At 69.1% G+C, this 17,145-nt stretch carries 13 protein-coding genes and 1 other RNA gene; 11 read left to right on the plus strand and 3 right to left on the minus strand.

What is annotated here, in order from left to right; genetic code table 11:
- Positions 1-177 precede the first annotated feature (177 nt).
- The 11 genes from rnpB to J7U37_RS13735 all read left to right on the plus strand — a co-directional run bounded on the left by rnpB (position 178) and on the right by J7U37_RS13735 (position 14,472).
- An RNA gene (rnpB, locus tag J7U37_RS13685) (RNase P RNA component class A) lies at positions 178-588 on the plus strand.
- A 530-nt stretch (positions 589-1,118) separates the two neighbouring features.
- Entirely contained in the window at positions 1,119-2,090 is a 972-nt protein-coding gene (locus J7U37_RS13690) for a cytochrome c peroxidase (RefSeq protein WP_247636110.1), read from the plus strand.
- Between the two features lie 48 nt (positions 2,091-2,138).
- Positions 2,139-3,800 carry a HAMP domain-containing methyl-accepting chemotaxis protein gene (locus J7U37_RS13695; protein ID WP_056188672.1) on the plus strand — a complete coding sequence of 554 codons (1,662 nt, stop codon included), beginning with the start codon at positions 2,139-2,141 and terminating at the stop codon, positions 3,798-3,800.
- 435 nt (positions 3,801-4,235) lie between these two features.
- Entirely contained in the window at positions 4,236-5,294 is a 1,059-nt protein-coding gene (rsmH, locus tag J7U37_RS13700) for a 16S rRNA (cytosine(1402)-N(4))-methyltransferase RsmH (RefSeq protein ID WP_056188669.1), read from the plus strand.
- Positions 5,291-5,719: a hypothetical protein gene (locus tag J7U37_RS13705; protein ID WP_056188666.1), complete on the plus strand. Its 429-nt coding sequence runs from the start codon at positions 5,291-5,293 to the stop codon at positions 5,717-5,719. Before rsmH ends, J7U37_RS13705 begins: the two co-directional genes overlap by 4 nt.
- 179 nt (positions 5,720-5,898) lie before the next feature.
- Positions 5,899-7,635 (plus strand): penicillin-binding protein 2, encoded by a 1,737-nt coding sequence (locus J7U37_RS13710; RefSeq protein ID WP_244477040.1) that lies wholly within the window; start codon positions 5,899-5,901, stop codon positions 7,633-7,635.
- Positions 7,632-9,110, plus strand: coding sequence for a UDP-N-acetylmuramoyl-L-alanyl-D-glutamate--2,6-diaminopimelate ligase (locus J7U37_RS13715; protein WP_247636067.1), 1,479 nt, complete (start codon positions 7,632-7,634; stop codon positions 9,108-9,110). Before J7U37_RS13710 ends, J7U37_RS13715 begins: the two co-directional genes overlap by 4 nt.
- Positions 9,107-10,579: a UDP-N-acetylmuramoylalanyl-D-glutamyl-2,6-diaminopimelate--D-alanyl-D-alanine ligase gene (locus J7U37_RS13720; protein ID WP_247636068.1), complete on the plus strand. Its 1,473-nt coding sequence runs from the start codon at positions 9,107-9,109 to the stop codon at positions 10,577-10,579. Before J7U37_RS13715 ends, J7U37_RS13720 begins: the two co-directional genes overlap by 4 nt.
- A gap of 83 nt (positions 10,580-10,662) precedes the next feature.
- Entirely contained in the window at positions 10,663-11,748 is a 1,086-nt protein-coding gene (gene mraY / locus J7U37_RS13725; RefSeq protein ID WP_056188657.1) for a phospho-N-acetylmuramoyl-pentapeptide-transferase, read from the plus strand.
- Positions 11,749-11,753: 5 nt separating this feature from the next.
- Positions 11,754-13,115: a UDP-N-acetylmuramoyl-L-alanine--D-glutamate ligase gene (gene murD, locus J7U37_RS13730; RefSeq protein ID WP_247636069.1), complete on the plus strand. Its 1,362-nt coding sequence runs from the start codon at positions 11,754-11,756 to the stop codon at positions 13,113-13,115.
- Between the two features lie 97 nt (positions 13,116-13,212).
- Positions 13,213-14,472: an O-antigen ligase family protein gene (locus tag J7U37_RS13735; protein ID WP_247636070.1), complete on the plus strand. Its 1,260-nt coding sequence runs from the start codon at positions 13,213-13,215 to the stop codon at positions 14,470-14,472.
- A gap of 9 nt (positions 14,473-14,481) precedes the next feature.
- Here J7U37_RS13735 and J7U37_RS13740 read toward each other — a convergent pair whose 3' ends face one another.
- From J7U37_RS13740 to maiA, 3 genes are all read right to left on the minus strand, one after another.
- A complete protein-coding gene (locus tag J7U37_RS13740; protein ID WP_056188649.1) occupies positions 14,482-14,841 on the minus strand; it encodes a hypothetical protein in 360 nt (119 codons plus the stop codon).
- A gap of 22 nt (positions 14,842-14,863) precedes the next feature.
- A complete protein-coding gene (locus J7U37_RS13745) occupies positions 14,864-16,195 on the minus strand; it encodes an NAD(P)/FAD-dependent oxidoreductase (RefSeq protein WP_056188646.1) in 1,332 nt (443 codons plus the stop codon).
- A 292-nt stretch (positions 16,196-16,487) separates the two neighbouring features.
- On the minus strand, positions 16,488-17,132 hold the full coding sequence (gene maiA / locus J7U37_RS13750) for a maleylacetoacetate isomerase (RefSeq protein WP_247636071.1): 645 nt from the start codon (positions 17,130-17,132) through the stop codon (positions 16,488-16,490).
- Between the last annotated feature and the right edge of the window lie 13 nt (positions 17,133-17,145).

Raw genomic sequence — 17,145 nt, forward strand, 5'->3', positions numbered from 1 at the left:
GCCCCGGCCGCGAGGCAGGCTTCCATCTCGCGGGCGGGCAAGTCCTCCTTCGAGATGCCAGCAAGCCGGGCGCCGGAAATCTCGCACCCCCGTGCGGAACATCGCGCCGGAAGTCCCCCGCGCCTTCTCACTCGGGCCTTGACCCCCGGCCCGCGCCCGGCGCACACCCGCGCCGGATCAGTCGGCCGGGCGGCCGCTCCGGGCCTCAGGCCCGGGGAGGAAAGTCCGGGCTCCATGGAGAGACGGTGCCGGATAACGTCCGGCGGGGGCGACCCCAGGGACAGTGCCACAGAGAGCAGACCGCCACGGATTGGCGTGAGTCGATCCGCGGTAAGGGTGAAAGGGTGCGGTAAGAGCGCACCGCGGACGCGGCAACGCGGACGGCACGGCAAACCCCACCGGGAGCAAAACCGAATAGGGGCGACACGGCGGGCCTCGCGGCCCGTTCAGGCCCTCTCTCCAGGCTCGTCGCCCGGGTTGGTTGCTCGAGGCGGTCGGTAACGATCGTCCCAGAGGAATGGCCGCCACGTTCGGATGCCGTCAGGCGTCCGGGCCCTACAGAACCCGGCTTAAAGGCCGACTGATCCACCTCGCGCTTTCGGGAGCTGCCCAAGAGGATACCGGCATGTCCGGGCTGCCGCGTCAAAATGCGCCGGACCGATTTCATGCGTGACGGCCGGGGTTCCGCCTCCGGGATCGTTCGTGCTCCGAGCCGGCGCAAGCATTTGGACGCCATGCCGTAAGTTATCGGACCGAATCCTTGGCGGAAATTTCGGTTTCAGATCAAGAACGAACCCTTCGAGCCGGATGACCAAGGATTTCGATCGGATACGATCGCGCCAGAACGCCTGGCATCCGAAATTGTCTTCCTGACCCAACGAAGGACTTGTTTCGGAAGTGCCAGAGACAGACGGAAAACATGGAATGAAGATCCGTCGTCCTTCAATTACATGGCGGAATCTAGTGGTTTTATAAAATATTCAGGCAAAGAAATATTTAATTCAATTCCCGTATTTGGGCTTCCTCAAGTCGAGATTTGTTTCTTTCGACTATTGGCGGAACCGGTCCGAGGTTAGGCAATGGCTTTTCTGCGCGGGGTGATGATGCTGGCCGTCGGCATGGTGTTGTATGCGGGCGACGGAGCGACTTCGGCAGAATTGGACGATCTCAAAGCGCGTTACAAACGTCCGACCGCGATCCCATTTCCGGAGGCCGCGCCCTATTCGCCGCAATTGGCGACGCTGGGCAAGATGCTGTTCTTCGATCCTCGTTTGAGCGGCAAGCAGAACCTGAGCTGTGCCAGCTGCCACAATCCCTCCTTCGGCTTCGAGGTCCCGGTCGCCGGTGCCATCGGGGCGACCAACACGCCGCTGGGCCGCAAGGCCCCGACCGTGCTGAACGCCGCCTGGATTCCGACCCTGTTCTGGGACGGGCGCGCGCCGGACCTCGAGACGCAGGCGATGGGGCCGATCACCGCGGATGCGGAGATGGACGGCAAGTTTCCCGAGATCATCGCCCGCCTGAAGGGCACGCCGGAATACGCGGCCTGGTTCGCCAAACTGTTTCCCGGCAAGGGCGTGACGCAGGAGGCGATCCTCACCGCGATCGCGACCTATGAGCGGACGGTTGTGTCCGGGTGGGCCCCGTTCGACCGCTGGGTGGACGGCGATGAGGCGGCGATGGCGCCAGCCGCGCAACGGGGCTTCGCGCTGTTCAACGGGAAAGCCGGTTGCGCCGGCTGCCACACCGGCTGGAACTTTACCGACAACCAGTTCCACGACCTCGGCCTCCCGACCAAGGATATCGGGCGCGCGGCCTTCGAACCGGATGCGCCCCTGGCGCGCCATGCCTTCAAGACGCCGGGCCTGCGCAATCTGACCTACCGCGCGCCCTTCGGCCATGCCGGCCAGTTCGCCAACCTGGAGTCGATCGTCGACTTTTACGAGACCGGAGGCATCGTCCGCCCGTCGAAGTCGCCGCTGATGAAGCCCCTTCGGCTGGCGCCGGAGGAGCGCGCAGACCTGATCGCGGTCCTGCGTTCCCTCACTGCGGAGCAGACCCGGACGGCGCTGCCGAATCTTCCGAACTGAAACCTGCCGAACGGCGCTTGAACCAAGTCCGATACGAGAGCCACCGCGATGTCGATCCGCTACACGATCCTGCTTCCGCTCCTCGGCTTCATGCTCCTGGCCGGTCTTCTCTCCGGCGTGACCGGCTGGGTCGGCCTCGGAGCGGTCGGCGACCTGTCCCTGCTCGGCTCGCGCACCACCGAGACCAACGAGGCGAGCCGCATCGCGCGTGACCGCTTCAACCGCGCCGAGGATCTGATCGCCCGCGTCAGCGCCATGACCGATCTGGTCGACATGGGCCCGATCAACCGCGAGTTCACGGCGGCGAGTGATCAGATCATGGCTCTCCTGGGCCGGCTCGAGGCTCTGGCCCAGTCCGATCGGATGCTGATCCTGGCCCGCAGCGCCCAGGCCGAGGCCCGGCAATGGCGCGCCGATGCGGAAGTCCTGCTCGGCCTCCGGCCCTCCGCCCAAGTCCCGACTCTGGAGCGGATGGCACAGGAGAACCAGCGCCTGCGGCAGCGTTTCGACGAGGCCGTCGCGCTGGCCGCCGAGGATGCGCGCGCCCAGATCCAGGCCACGCATGCCGGCACGGTCTGGAAGATCTGGGCCATGCTCGGCCTCGTCGGCGGCGTCGTCCTCGTCGGCTCCGGCACCGCGTGGTGGCTGGCCGGAACGCTGGCCCGTCCGCTGGAGCGCCTCACCGAGGACACCACCCGCCTCGCCAACGGCGACACCGACGTGGCCCTGGCGGCGACCCGGCGCCGGGACGAGATCGGCGACATCGCCCGGGCGGTGATGGCCATCCGCGACATGTCCCTGGCGGACGCCGCCGAGCAGCTCCAGACCACCGAAGCGGCGCGGCTGCGCGAGGATCAGGCCCGGCGCACCCTGCTGCGCGACCTCGCCGACCGCTTCGAGCGCTCGGTGGGCGGCATCGTCACCCACGTGGCCGAGGCGGTCACCGGGCTGCAGTCGTCGTCGGACACTATGCGGAGCGCGGTCGAGGGCACCGCCCTGCGCTCCACCAGTGCGGCTGAGGCCGCGCGGCAGACGTCCGGCAATGTTACCGCCGTGGCGGCCGCCGCCGACCAGCTCGGCTCGACGGTGGGGGAGATCGGGCGGCAGGTCGATCAGGCCAGCGAGATCTCCGCCGCCGCCGTGCAGGCCGCATCCCGCACCGGCGCGACCATGGCGGCGCTCTCCGCCGCCGCGACCCGGATCGGCGACGTCGTCGGGCTGGTCTCGACCATCGCCGGCCAGACCAACCTCCTCGCCCTCAACGCCACCATCGAGGCGGCCCGCGCGGGCGAGACCGGCCGCGGCTTCGCCGTGGTGGCGGCGGAGGTGAAGGAGCTTGCCTCCCAGACCAGCCGCGCCACCGAGGAGATCCGTCAGCAGATCGGGGCAATCCAGGCCGCCACCGGCGGCGCCGCGCTGGCGATCGAGGAGATCACGTCCCAGATCCACGCGATGAGCGGCGTCACGACGAGCATCGCCGGCGCGGTCGAGGAGCAGGGGGCCACCACGCAGGAGATCATGCGCAGCATGATGCAGGCCTCCTCCGGCACCGACCGGGTGACAACCGACATCTCCGAGGTCGCCCGTTCGGCCGACGCTGCCGGCCAGGTCGCCCAGTCTGTGGCGACCGCCGCCGATGCTCTCGCAGGTCAGTCACGGACCCTGCGGGCCGAGATCGAGAACTTCCTCGGCAACGTCCGGGCGGCCTGATCGCGATTGCTTGGCGACGACGGCCGAAGCCGCGTCCTCCGCGCGAGAAGTTCTGCCGCCTCGACGCCGACATCGAGGCGCCGGCGCGCATCCCGGATGTGCCTTTGACGCCCGATCCTTACGCTCGGTTAACCTTGCTGAGGTCTGATCGACGCTGGCCGCTTCCCCTCGGCCAGGTTCGTTGACGGCGCTCAGAGGCCCATGGTACCCCGATTCATCCCGTCAACGGCGAATTTCGGATCGACGGACGCAGCCTGTCCCAGGCAGGCCGGTGTCCGCATGCGCGGTCGCGTCTCGCGTCGACCCGGAGACGCCCCGTCTCTCCGAGCCGCGCCTGCGTGCTCCAGCCCCGTGGAAGGGACGCATGCGCCGCTTCACTCCCGTCGATTTCCGGCTCCGCTTCGGAGCGCAACGGCGGCACGCCGAGGCCATCCGATGATGCGTGCTCCTCGCGAAGCGCGGGTCCCGCGCGCCCTCGACGGCGCGCCGCACGTCCCCGTCCTCCTCGGTGAGGTGCTGGCCGCCCTCGATCTGCCCGGCCGCAGCCTCGCCGTCGACGGCACCTTCGGGGCCGGCGGCTACACCCGCGCGATGCTGCAGGCCGACCCAGGCGTTCACGTTCTGGCGATCGACCGCGATCCGGGCGCGATCGCGGGCGGCGCCCCCCTGGTCGCCGAGGCGGCCGGACGCCTGACCCTGGTGCCGGGCCGTTTCGGCACCCTTGACGCCTGCGTGGAGGGCGCCGGCCATGCGCTGGCCGATGCCGTGGTCCTCGATATCGGCGTGTCGTCGATGCAGATCGACCAGCCGGAGCGCGGCTTCTCCTTCCGCAACGACGGCCCCCTCGACATGCGCATGGAGCGCGCAGGCCCGAGCGCGGCCGACCTCGTCAACGAGTCCGAGGAAGCCGACCTCGCCGACATCATCTTCCATTACGGCGAGGAGCGCCGCTCGCGCGCCGTCGCCCGGGCGATCATCGAGGCCCGCCGCAAGGGGCGCATCGAGACGACCGCGGCGCTGGCCGACATCGTCGCCAGCGTGGTCTGGGCCGATCCGGCGAGCGGCATCCATCCGGCGACCCGGACCTTCCAGGGCCTGCGCATCGCGGTGAACGACGAACTCGGCGAGCTGGTCCAGGCGCTGCACGCCGCCGAGCGCATCCTGCGGCCCGGTGGCCGCCTCGCGGTGGTGACCTTCCACTCGCTCGAAGACCGGATCGTGAAGCAGTTCTTCTCGGCCCGCAGCGGCCGGGCGGCTCAGGCCTCCCGCCACCTGCCGAGCCTGGAGGCCCCGGCGCCCCGGAGCTTCGGCGCCGTCACTAAGGGACCGGTCCTGCCGAGCTCGGCCGAGACCGCCGCCAATCCCCGGTCCCGCTCGGCCAAGCTGCGCGCGGTGGAGCGCACGGACGCGCCCGCGCCCGAACCCTTGGCGGCCATCGAGACCTTGGCGGCGCTACCGGCGCGGACGGGTCGGAGCGGAGGGGCACGCCGGTGATCCGTTTGCTCAACCTCATCGCGGTGCTCGGGCTGATCGGCTCGGCGATCTACGCCTACTCGATCAAGTACGACACCCTCTACCAGGCGGGACAGGTCTCGAAGGCCCAGACCCAGCTCAAGAAGGAGCGTCAGGCCATCGCGGTCCTGCGCGCCGAGTGGCAATTGCTGACGCGGCCGGACCGGCTTCAGGCAGCGGTCGATCGCTATCTCGCCCTCGAGCCCATCGGCACCGCCCATCTGGGGCGCCTGGCCGACCTGCCGGCGCGTCCCGATCGCGGCGACGAGATCGGGCGGCTCCTCGCTGCCACGGCGACGCCCAAGGAGAAGCCGGTGGCCGCTCGCGGGTCCGATGAGCCGCGCATCACCGGCAGCATCACGCCCCGCACCACCACGACCAGAACTCCGACCACGCCTTCGAGGTAGTGCCCGTGTCCGAAGTCCCGACTCACGACGCAGCCGAGTCGACCGGCGCGCCCGCCCGCGGGGAATCCGTCGCGTCCGTGGAAACCGTCGCCCCCCAGGGGCCGGCCTCCGCGCCGGGCGCCGCCCAGGTCGAACGGACGGTACTCGAGCCCGCGCCCGAGGCACCGGCCGCACCGCCGGTGTCGCGGGCCGAGTGGGTGCTCCGGCACGCGAAGGCGATGTTCCACCTCGCCATCGAGCGGTCCTATACCCGCGTCGGGCTCGTCGGTCTCGCCTTCGCGCTGGTGTTCGCCACCATCGCCGGGCGCTTGATTTTCGGGGCGGCCTTCCCGGAGCCCGATAACGGCGATCGCCGGATCGCGGCGGCCGCCACGACGGCGATCCGCCCCGACATCGTCGACCGCAACGGCGAGATCCTCGCCACGGACATCCGCACGGTCTCGATCTTCGCGGAACCGCGCAACATCTACGACAAGGACGAGGCGGTCGAACTGCTCACCGCCGTGCTTCCGCAGATCAACGCCACCGAGTTGCGCGCCAAGCTCTCCACCAAGAAGGGCTTCGTCTGGGTCAAGCGCGAGATCACCCCGAAGCAGCAGGCCGAGGTCCACCGCCTCGGCATCCCGGGCATCGGGTTCCTGCCCGACCACAAGCGCGTCTACCCGAACGGCGTCGCCGCCGCCCACATCCTCGGCGTGACCAACCTCGACAACATCGGCATCGCCGGCATCGAGAAATACATCGACAACCAGGGCAACAAGGCGCTCAACGATTTCGGCCTCGTGGCGAAGCAGACCGACCTCGCGCCGGTCCAGCTTTCCATCGACCTGCGGGCGCAGTTCGCGGTGCGCGATGAACTCGCCTGGGGTCTGGAGCACTTCAAGGCCAAGGCCGCCGCCGGCATGATCCTCGACGTGCAGACCGGCGAGGTGATCGCGCTCGCCTCCCTGCCGGATTTCGACCCGAACGATCCGGCCGACGCGCTCAACCCCGACCGCATCAACCGCATGAACGTCGGCGTCTACGAGATGGGCTCGACCTTCAAGGCGATGACCCTCGCGATGGCGCTCGATTCCGGCAAGTACAACGTCAACTCCACCTTCGACACCCGTGGCGGCGTGCTGAACTGGGGCCGCCAGAAGATCCACGAGTATCACGGCACCAACCGCGTCATCACCATGCCGGAGGTGTTCACGCACTCGTCGAACATCGGCTCGGCCAAGATGGCGCTCGGCATCGGCGTGCCCGGCCACAAGGCCTTCCTGAAGAAGATGGGCCTGACCGACCGCATGCGGACGGAACTGCCCGAGAGCGCCGAACCGCTGGTACCGCCGCGCTGGACCGAGATCAACACCATCACGATCGCGTTCGGCCACGGCCTCGCGGTGGCGCCGATCCAGGCGACGGCGGCGGTGGCGGCTATCGCCAATGGCGGCTTCCTGATGACGCCGACTTTCCTGAAGACCACGCAGGCGGACGCCATGGCGAAGGCCACCCGCGTGCTCAAGCCCGAGACCAGCGAGGCGATGCGCTTCATCATGCGCCTCAACGCCGTCGAGGGCTCGGCCAAGAAGGCGTCGATCCCGTACTACTTCGTGGGCGGCAAGACCGGCACCGCCGAGAAGGTCATTCACGGCCGCTACGTGAAGAACCGCCTGTTCACGACCTTCATGGCCGCTGCCCCGATGAACAACCCGAAATACCTCTTCGTCACCATCATGGACGAGCCGCAGGGCCTTCCGGAATCCGGCGGTTACGCGACGGCCGCCTGGAATTCCGGTGTCGTTACCGGCCGTGTGATCGAGCGGGTCGCGCCCATCCTCGGCCTGCCGCCGCAATTCGATCCGCCGGTCAAGCCCTTCCCCCTCATGGTGAAACTCGGCGCCTATCACGCGACGCAGGTGGACGGGCGATGAGCGGGCCGACCCTCGGCTCACTGTTTCCCGAGGCCGAGGCGGCCTTCGCCGGCCTGCCCGTCTCCGGGTTGACGGCGGATTCGCGCAAGGTCGCGCCCGGCATGGTGTTCGTGGCCGTACCCGGCACCGCGGCGGATGGAAGGCGCTTCGTGGCGCAGGCCGCGCAAGCCGGTGCCGTGGCGGTGGTGAGCGAGGGCGCGCGGCCGGCCGATCTCGACGGAGCCGTGCCCTACATCGCCGTCGCCGATGTGCGGCGCAGCCTCGCCCGCGCCGCCCGCGCCTTTTCGGGCCGGCAGCCGGCCCAGGTCGTCGCGGTGACCGGCACAAGTGGGAAGAGTTCGGTCACGGATTTCGTGCGCCAGATCCTGGCGCGCCTTGGCGTCGAGGCGGCGAGCCTCGGCACGGTCGGCATCGTCACCAGACGGGGCGCGACCTATGGCTCGCTGACCACGCCCGATCCCGTCACGCTCCACGCCACCCTGGCGCAATTGGCCGATGACGGCATCGGATACCTCGCCATGGAGGCGTCCTCCCACGGCATCGAGCAGCGACGCCTCGACGGCGTCGATCTCGCGGCGGTGGGCTACACCAATCTCGGGCGCGATCATCTCGACTACCACGCCACCATCGAGGACTACCTCGCCGCCAAGCTCCGCCTGTTCACGACCCTGGCGCAGCCCGGCATCCCGGCGGTGATCAACCTCGACGGCGCCTATGCCGACGTGGTCGTGGCGTCCGCCGCCGCGCGTGGGCTCGACATTCACACCACCGGCACCAAGGGCGACACGGTACGCCTCATCGCGGCCCGCACCGAAGGTTTTCACCAGCACCTTACCCTCCTGGCGCCGGGCACAAGCGGCGTTCTCGAGGAATACGGCGTCCGCCTGCCCCTCGTTGGCGGCTTCCAGGTGGAGAACGCGCTGCTCGCCGCCGGTCTCGTCCTGGCGACTCCGGCCGGTCACGCGGACTGCCCCGGCGTTATCGCCGCCCTCGAACATCTCACCGGGGTTCCGGGCCGGATGGAGCGGATCGGCGAAGCCAATGGCGGGCTCTGCCTCGTCGATTACGCCCACAAACCCGAAGCGCTGGAGGGCGTGCTGACGGCGCTGCGCCCGTTCGCAACCGGGCGCCTGCGGGTGGTTTTCGGCTGCGGCGGCGATCGCGATACGGGCAAGCGCCCCATCATGGGCGCCATCGCGGCACGGATGGCGGACGCCGTCATCGTCACCGACGACAATCCCCGCAGCGAGGACCCGGCCACGATCCGCGCCGCGATCCTGGCCGCTGCCCCGGGAGCGATCGAGATCGGCGACCGGGCCGAGGCGATCCGGACCGCCGTGCGGGCGCTCGCGCCCGGTGATGTGCTGGTGGTGGCCGGCAAGGGCCATGAAACCGGCCAGATCGTGGGGTCACAGGTTCTGCCCTTCTCGGACCACGACGTCCTCCGGGCTGCGATCGCGGAACGCTCACGATGACCCAACCGAACCCGCTCTGGACGCAGGACGCCTTGGAGGCCGCCACCGGCGGGACCGTGCACGGCGCGCCGAGGGCCATCACCGGCGCCTCCATCGACACCCGCACGCTGCAGCCGGGCGACCTGTTCTTCGCCATCAAGGGCGAGGCACGGGACGGGCACGACTTCGTCCGCGCCGCCCTGGAGCGTGGCGCCGGAGCGGCGGTGGTCGCCACCGAACGCGCGCCGGACTTCGCCGGGGCCGGTCCCGTCCTGGCGGTTTCCGGCAACGCGTCCGGCTCGGGTGACGATCCTGTTCTCGACGCCATGCGGGCCTTGGGGGCCGCTGCCCGGGCCCGCAGCCGGGCCGGCATCGTCGCGGTGACGGGCTCGGTCGGGAAGACCGGCACCAAGGAAGCGCTGCGTCACGTCCTGTCGGCGCAGGGAATGACCCACGCCTCCATCGCCTCCTACAACAACCACTGGGGCGTCCCTCTGACCCTGGCGCGGATGCCCGTCGATGCGCAGTTCGGCGTGTTCGAAATCGGCATGAACCATCCGGGCGAGATCGTGCCGCTGACCGCCATGGTGCAGCCGGACATCGCCCTGGTGACCACCGTCGAGCCCGTGCACATCGAACACTTCGCCTCGCTCTCGGCCATCGCCGACGCCAAGGGCGAGATCTTCTCCGGCCTGAAGGCCGGCGGCACTGCGATCATCAACCGCGACAATCCGAGCTATCCGCGCCTGCTCGCCCATGCCCAGGCCTCGCGCGCGGGTCGCGTCATCACCTTCGGCGAGCATCCGGAGGCGGATGTTCGCGCTCAGCGCATCGTCCTGCGCCCCGACCTCTCGGTGGTGGACGCGGTGGTGATGGGCATCCCCGTCACCTATCAGCTCGGCACCCCCGGCCGGCACACGGCGATGAACTCGCTCGGCGTGATGGCGGTGGTGCATGCGCTGGGGGCCGATCTCGCCCTCGCCGCCCTCTCGCTCGCCGCCCTGCGGCCGCCGGTCGGTCGCGGCGAGCGCACCGCGCTGGCGATCGGGGCGGGCGAGGCCTTCCTGGTCGACGAGAGCTACAATGCCAATCCGGCCTCGATCCGCGCCGCGCTCGCGACGCTGTCGGCCATCGAGACCGGCCCGCGTGGACGCCGCATCGCCGTGCTGGGCGACATGCTCGAACTCGGACCCGAGGGCGAAGCCCATCACCGCGACCTGGCCGGACCGGTGGAAGCGGCCAAGGTCGACCTCGTCTTCACGGCCGGTCCGCTGATGCGCAACCTCTTCGAGGCGCTGCCGGTGAGCCGGCGCGGCGCCTGCGCGGCCACCTCCGCCGACCTGCTCGAATCCGTGCTCTCGACCCTGCGCCCCGGCGACGCCGTGATGGTGAAGGGCTCGAACAGCATCCGCATGGGCCGGATTGTGGAAGCGCTCAAAGCCCGTTACGCGAACGCCCAAGCCGAACCGCCGCACGCCGTCGCGCGCTGAGGCCACCTTCATCACGGCCGGGGAGGGGACGCGTGCCCCGTGCCTTCGGCCGAGTTTCGAATTGAACCACGGCCGGGTGCTGGATGCTGTATCTCCTGTCGGACTTGAGCGGCACCGTCTCCGCCCTCAACGTCTTCCGCTACATCACCTTCCGCACCGGCGGCGCGCTGTTCACGGCGGGCCTGTTCGTGTTCTGGTTCGGGCCGCTGATCATTTCGCTGCTGCGTCTGCGCCAGGGCAAGGGCCAGCCGATCCGCGAGGACGGCCCCCAGTCGCACCTGCTGACGAAGCGCGGCACGCCCACCATGGGTGGCCTGATGATCCTGGCCGGCTGCGTCGTGGCGATCCTGCTCTGGGCCAATCCGCGCAACCATTATGTCTGGGTCACCCTGGCGGTGACCCTCGGCTTCGGCGCCATCGGCTTCTACGACGACTATCTCAAGGTGACGAAGCAGTCGCACAAGGGCTTCTCGGGCAAGTTCCGCCTCCTGCTGGAAGCGGGTATCGCCCTCGCGGCCTGTGTGCTGATCTCGGTTTACTCGGCCCCGACCCTGCAGAACCAGCTCGCCTTCCCGGTGTTCAAGGACGCGCTCCTGAACCTCGGCTGGTTCTACGTGCTGTTCGCCGCCTTCGTCATCGTGGGAACCGGCAATGCCGTGAACATGACCGACGGACTCGACGGCCTCGCCATCGTGCCGGTGATGATCGCCTGCGGCACCTTCGGCGTCATCGCCTACCTCGTCGGCAACGTGTTCACGGCCGGCTACCTGCAGGTGAACTACGTGCGCGACACCGGCGAACTCGCGGTGGTCTGCGGCGCGGTGATCGGGGCGGGGCTCGGCTTTCTGTGGTTCAACGCGCCGCCGGCGCAGGTCTTCATGGGCGATACCGGCTCGCTGGCGCTCGGCGGTCTCCTCGGCACCATCGCGGTGGCCACCAAGCACGAGATCGTGCTGGCCATCGTGGGCGGCCTGTTCGTGCTCGAGATGATGTCGGTGATCATCCAGGTCGCGTCGTTCAAGCTCACGGGCAAGCGGGTCTTCCGCATGGCCCCGATCCACCACCATTTCGAGCAGAAGGGCTGGAAGGAGCCGCAGGTCGTGATCCGGTTCTGGATCATCGCCGTGATCCTGGCGCTGGCCGGCCTCGCCACTCTGAAGCTGCGCTGATCCGCATGACGCCCGTCACCACCTTCGCCGGCCGGAAGGTCGCCTTGTTCGGCCTCGGCGGCTCCGGCCTCGCCACCGTGCGCGCTCTGATCGCCGGGGGCGCCGACGTGCTCGCCTGGGACGATTCCCCGGAGAGCACGGCGCGGGCGCGCGACCAGGGCATCACCGTCTTCGACCTGAACGAGGCCGACTGGACCGGCTTCTCCGCCCTGATCCTCGCCCCCGGCGTGCCGCTGACCCACCCCGTTCCCCACTGGACCGTCACGAAGGCGCGCGAGGCCGGCATCCCGATCATCGGCGATATCGAGCTGTTCGTCCGGGAGCGCCGCGCCCTTGCGCCGGGCGCACCCTTCGTCGCCATCACGGGCACCAACGGCAAATCGACCACCACGGCGCTGATTGCCCACCTCCTGACGGCGGCCGGCCGCGACGTGCAGATGGGCGGCAATATCGGCACCGCGATCCTGTCCCTGGCGCCGCCGGCGGCCGACCGCATCCACGTGATCGAGCTGTCCTCGTTCCAAATCGACCTGACGCCGAGCCTCGACCCGAGCCTCGGCATCCTCCTCAACATCACGCCGGACCACCTCGACCGCCACGGCACCCTGGCCGACTATGCGGCGATCAAGGCACGGCTGGTGGCGGGGGCGGACCGCGCCATCGTCGGGGTCGACGACGATCTCAGCCGGGCCATCGCGGACGCCCGGACGGGGCCTTGCGTCCGCATCCATGTCGGAATGCCGGATGCCGATTTCGACGGCCTGTCGGCCCGCGACGGAACGGTGTTCGATGCGGACGGCACCCCGATCGCGGACCTCAACGGCATCGGGTCCCTGCGCGGGGCGCACAATTGGCAGAATGCCGCTGTGGCGGCCGCCTGCGTCCGGGCTCTCGGAATCAGCGATGCCGAACTGGTGGCGGGTCTCCGGAGCTTCCCCGGTCTGCCCCACCGCATGGAAGAGGTCGGCCGGCGCGGGCGCGTGCTGTTCGTCAACGATTCGAAGGCCACCAACGCCGATTCCACCGAGAAGGCCCTGACCGCCTTCCACGACATCCACTGGATCCTCGGCGGCAAGGCCAAGGAGGGGGGCATCGCATCCCTGGCGCCGCTGTTCGGCCGCGTCGCCCACGCCTATCTGATCGGCGCGGCAAGCGACGCCTTCGCCGCCACCCTGGAGGGCCGGGTGCCCTACACCGCCTGCGGCACCCTCGCGGTCGCCACCGCGAAGGCGGCCGAGGCCGCTGCGGCGTCGGAGGCGGCCGAGCCCGTCGTCCTGCTCTCGCCGGCCTGCGCGTCCTACGACCAGTTCCGAAGCTTCGAGGATCGCGGGGATCGGTTCCGGGATCTGGTGCGCGCGCGGACCTGAAGACAACCGCTTCTCGAAATCTCAATCATTCTCGCGCCTGATGGAGATTAGGTAGCGCGCGCTCGCCCCCTCGGCGGCGCGGGGATGGGTTGAGTGCATGGCGTCCACGATGGCACCCGGCGCGGCGCGCTGGCAGGCGGGAGCCTGGGCCCGTATCCCTGTTCTCAGCGTCCTGAAGCGCCTCGCGACGCTTCTCCTCGTCGCCTTCATCTTCTTCGCCTGCTTCGCCTTTTCCGACACCTCGCCCTACGATGTCGTGGCGATCCCCACCATCGTGCTGTGGCTCTGCCTCGGCCTGCGCCTGCATCGGGGCATGGTGCCTCTGCTCTGGCTGCTGATCCTCTACGTCAGCGCCATCACGGTGGCGCTGATGCCCTTCGTCGACCAGCCCCTGCCGGTGACCTGGACGATCCAGCTCGCCTATCTCGCCATCACCGGCGTGTTCTTCGCCATGCTGTTCTCCGACGACACCGAGGCGCGGATGGAACTGGCGCTCAAGACCTTCGTGGCGAGCTGCCTGCTCTCGAGCGCCTTCGGCATCGTGGGCTATTTCGGATTCATCCCGACCGAGGACCTGTTCTACAAGTACGGCCGTGCCTCGGGCACCTTCCAGGACCCGAACGTGTTCGGCTCGTTCCTGACGCTGGGCGCGCTCTACCTGATGCATGGCCTGCTGCTCGGTACCAGCCGGCGGCCGATCCTCTCCTCCGCGATCCTGATGGTGATCGTGGCGGGCATCTTCCTGTCGTTCTCGCGCGGCTCCTGGGGCGGCACGCTGATCGCCGTCGCCGTGATGGTGGGCAGCGTCTACACCACCACGCCCTCGGCGCGCTTGCGCCGCCGCATCGTCATCCTGACGGTGCTGGCCGCAGCCGCCACGGCGGTCGCCATCGTGGGATTGCTGTCGATCGGCGACACGGCCGAGATGTTCTCGAAGCGCGCTGCGGTCACGCAGGATTACGACACCGGCGAGACCGGCCGCTTCGGCAACCAAATGCGCGGCCTCGCCATGCTCCTGGATGAACCGCTCGGGATGGGGCCCCTGCGCTGGCGCCTGATCTTCGCGCTGGAGCCGCACAACACCTATATCGGCAGCTTCGCCAATGGCGGCTGGCTCGCCGGCGTGACCTTCATCGGCCTCGTGCTGACCACCAGCGTGGTCGGCTTCCGGTTGATGCGCCGCGACACGCCCTACCGCCGCCACGCCCAGATCGTCTGGCCGGCCCTTCTGATGTTCTTCCTGCAGGCGGTCCAGATCGACATCGAGAAGTGGCGCCACGTCTACATGATGCTCGGCATGGTCTGGGGCCTGGAGGCGGCCCGCCTGCGCTGGCTCGCGCGCGAAGAGCGCGGCTGAGGCTGCGTTTCAGCCGCCCTCGGGCTTCGACGCGTCCGTTTCCGGCTCCCCAGTCTCCGAATCCTGACCTTCCGGCTCCGGGTCGGCCGTCCAGGCCGTGGCGAAGGCCGCGAGGTGGCGGGCATCCGCGAAGGCCAGGACGGTGACCGCCCGGTCGACCGGCATCGCGCCCGGATAGGGCGACAGCAGCACCTTCTCCTCGGAGAATCGGGCGCCCGGGGCGTGCTCGGCGAGCCAGGCTTCGGCCTCCGGGGAGAGGCGGCTCGGATCGGCCGCGTCACGGGCCCGCGAATCGCCACGCAGGACGAGGACATAAGAGCCGAGCGCCGGATTGCGCTGCTGCACCGCTTTGACGATGTCGAGAAACATGCCGATCGGGTCCCGGTTGTGCTCAGTGCAGTTTCACGCGCGACTCTGTGCGCCGGGTCAGCGCGCGAGCCACCGCGTCGAGGGTCGTCTTCACGGTGCCGTGCAGGGCCTGCTCGTGCATCTTGTACAGGGAACGGTACATCATGCGGGCGAAGAGCCCGGCAATGAACATGTTCTTGCCCTTGATGAACCCCATCAGGCTGCCGACCGTCGAGTATTCGCCCAGCGACACCAGCGAGCCGAAGTCGCGGTATTTGAAGGCTTTCAGCGGCTTGCCGGCCATCTTGTCGGGGATGATCTTGATGAGGTGCGTCGCCTGCTGGTGAGCCGCCTGCGCGCGGGGCGGGATCGGCGTATCCGACCCCTTCTCCACGAGGTAGGCGCAGTCGCCCATCGCGAAGATGTCCGGGTCGCGGGTGGTCTGCAGGGTCGGCGTGACCACGAGCTGGTTGTTGCGCGTGGTCTCGAGGCCGCCGATCTCGTGCAGGAACGGCGGCGCCTTCACGCCGGCGGCCCAGACCACGAGTTCGGAGGGGATGAAGCCGCCATCGGCGAGTTGCACGCCCTCGGGTCGGACCTCGGTCACGCGGGCGCCGGTGCGAACCTCGACGCCGATCTTGTCGAGCAGCACCATGACGTCGCGGGACATCCGCTCCGGAACGGCGGGCAGGATGCGGCTCGCCGCCTCGACGAGGGTGATCTTCAGGTCCTTGGCCGGATCGATGCGGTCGAGACCGGTCGCCGCCACGTGGCGGGTGGTGCGATGGAGTTCGGCGGCGAGTTCGGTGCCGGTGGCCCCGGCGCCGATAACGGTGACGTGGAGCTGGCCGGGCCGCACCGGTCCCGGCTGGGTGTGGGCGCGCAGCATCCCGTTCACGAGGCGCTGGTGGAAGCGCACCGCCTGGCTCTGGGTGTCGAGCGCGATGGCATTCTCCTTCACGCCGGGCGTGCCGAAATCATTGGTGGTCGAACCCACCGCCATCACCAGGGTGTCGTAGGCGATCTCGCGGACCGGCGTGACCTCGCGGCCCTCGGTGTCGTGGCTGGCGGCCAGGTGAATCACCCGCTTGGTCCGGTCGAGCCCCGTCATCTCGCCGATGCGGTAGCGGAAATGGTGCCGGTGGGCGTGGTGCAGGTAATCGACCGCATGGTGCCCCACATCGAGGCTTCCGGCGGCGACCTCGTGCAGCAGCGGCTTCCAGATGTGGGTCCGCGCCCGGTCGACCAGGGTGACGTGCGCCTTCTGCGTCCGACCGAGCTTTTCGCCGAGCTTGGTCGCGAGCTGCAGCCCCGCCGCTCCGCCGCCGACGACCACGATGCGGTGCAGATTGTCCTCGGATTCGGCCGGTACCATGACGCTCACACCCTCGATCTTGTCGTCTTGTGTCGAAGTCTTGTCTGATGCTGAAATCTTGTTGAAACCTTGCGGCGGCGTGCCCCAGATGCGGGGCGACGCGACGAGATCCGAAAGCTTAGTTTAGAAGGATTGGAAACCGACCGCCATTCCTATCAGGCAGGGCTGCCCAGGAGAGAGGGCTGCCCAGGAGAGAGGGCTGCCCAGGAGAGAGGGCTGCCCAGGAGACAGGGCTGCCCAGGAGACAGGGCGACTTATCAGACCGGGGTGCCTCGCGAACCCGGTCCATGCGTCACGCCGGTGCGCCCGGCTGGCGCAGGGGATGGGCGCGGGCGAAGGCGTCCTGGCCCAGGCAATCCTCGGCGATCCGCTGCACCGTCGGGAACGGTGCCGTGTCGACGCCGAAGATGCCGGTGCCGACCCAGAGGCTGACGAGGCAGAGATCGGCATGGCTGACCGCATCGCCCTGGGCATAGCGGCCGGTACCGGGCTCGCGAATCAGGCGCGTCTCCAGGGTCTTCAGCCCGGCCGCCATCCAGTGGCGCACGAAGCCGAGCATGCGCTCGCGCGGCAGGTCGTAGGTCTCCATCAGGAAGTTGCGCACCCGCGGCACGTAGAGTGGATGAGTGTCGCAGGCGACCACCTGGGCCAAAGACCGGGCCCGCGCCCGCGCCCGCGGATCGCTCGGCAGGAGCGGCGTCGCCGGGTGGATGTCCTCCAGGTAATCGAGGATCGCCAGCGACTGGATCAGCGGCGGCCCGTCGCCGTCGAAGAACGCCGGGACCGCTCCCTGCGGATTGATCGCAAGGAATTCCGGCTTGAACTGCTCGCCGGCATCGAGGTCGAGGAAGGTCTCCTCATAGGCGATCCCCTTGAGGTTGAGGGCGACGCGGACCCGGAACGCGGCGGCCGAGCGCCAATTGCCGTACATTTTCATGCGCGCACTGTTT

Source organism: Methylobacterium sp. 37f, assembly GCF_023093475.1.
Classification (GTDB): Bacteria; Pseudomonadota; Alphaproteobacteria; order Rhizobiales; family Beijerinckiaceae; genus Methylobacterium.

What these genes read in the sequence shown, in the direction of transcription:
- murD (WP_247636069.1), top strand. Translation starts at nt 11,754, where the DNA reads ATGACGCCCGTCACCACCTTCGCCGGCCGGAAGGTCGCCTTGTTCGGC.
- J7U37_RS13695 (WP_056188672.1), top strand. Translation starts at nt 2,139, where the DNA reads ATGTCGATCCGCTACACGATCCTGCTTCCGCTCCTCGGCTTCATGCTC.
- J7U37_RS13690 (WP_247636110.1), top strand. Translation starts at nt 1,119, where the DNA reads ATGGTGTTGTATGCGGGCGACGGAGCGACTTCGGCAGAATTGGACGAT.
- J7U37_RS13715 (WP_247636067.1), top strand. Translation starts at nt 7,632, where the DNA reads ATGAGCGGGCCGACCCTCGGCTCACTGTTTCCCGAGGCCGAGGCGGCC.
- J7U37_RS13720 (WP_247636068.1), top strand. Translation starts at nt 9,107, where the DNA reads ATGACCCAACCGAACCCGCTCTGGACGCAGGACGCCTTGGAGGCCGCC.
- mraY (WP_056188657.1), top strand. Translation starts at nt 10,663, where the DNA reads ATGCTGTATCTCCTGTCGGACTTGAGCGGCACCGTCTCCGCCCTCAAC.
- maiA (WP_247636071.1), bottom strand. Translation starts at nt 17,132, where the DNA reads ATGAAAATGTACGGCAATTGGCGCTCGGCCGCCGCGTTCCGGGTCCGC.
- J7U37_RS13735 (WP_247636070.1), top strand. Translation starts at nt 13,213, where the DNA reads ATGGCGTCCACGATGGCACCCGGCGCGGCGCGCTGGCAGGCGGGAGCC.
- J7U37_RS13745 (WP_056188646.1), bottom strand. Translation starts at nt 16,195, where the DNA reads ATGGTACCGGCCGAATCCGAGGACAATCTGCACCGCATCGTGGTCGTC.
- J7U37_RS13740 (WP_056188649.1), bottom strand. Translation starts at nt 14,841, where the DNA reads ATGTTTCTCGACATCGTCAAAGCGGTGCAGCAGCGCAATCCGGCGCTC.
- rsmH (WP_056188669.1), top strand. Translation starts at nt 4,236, where the DNA reads ATGATGCGTGCTCCTCGCGAAGCGCGGGTCCCGCGCGCCCTCGACGGC.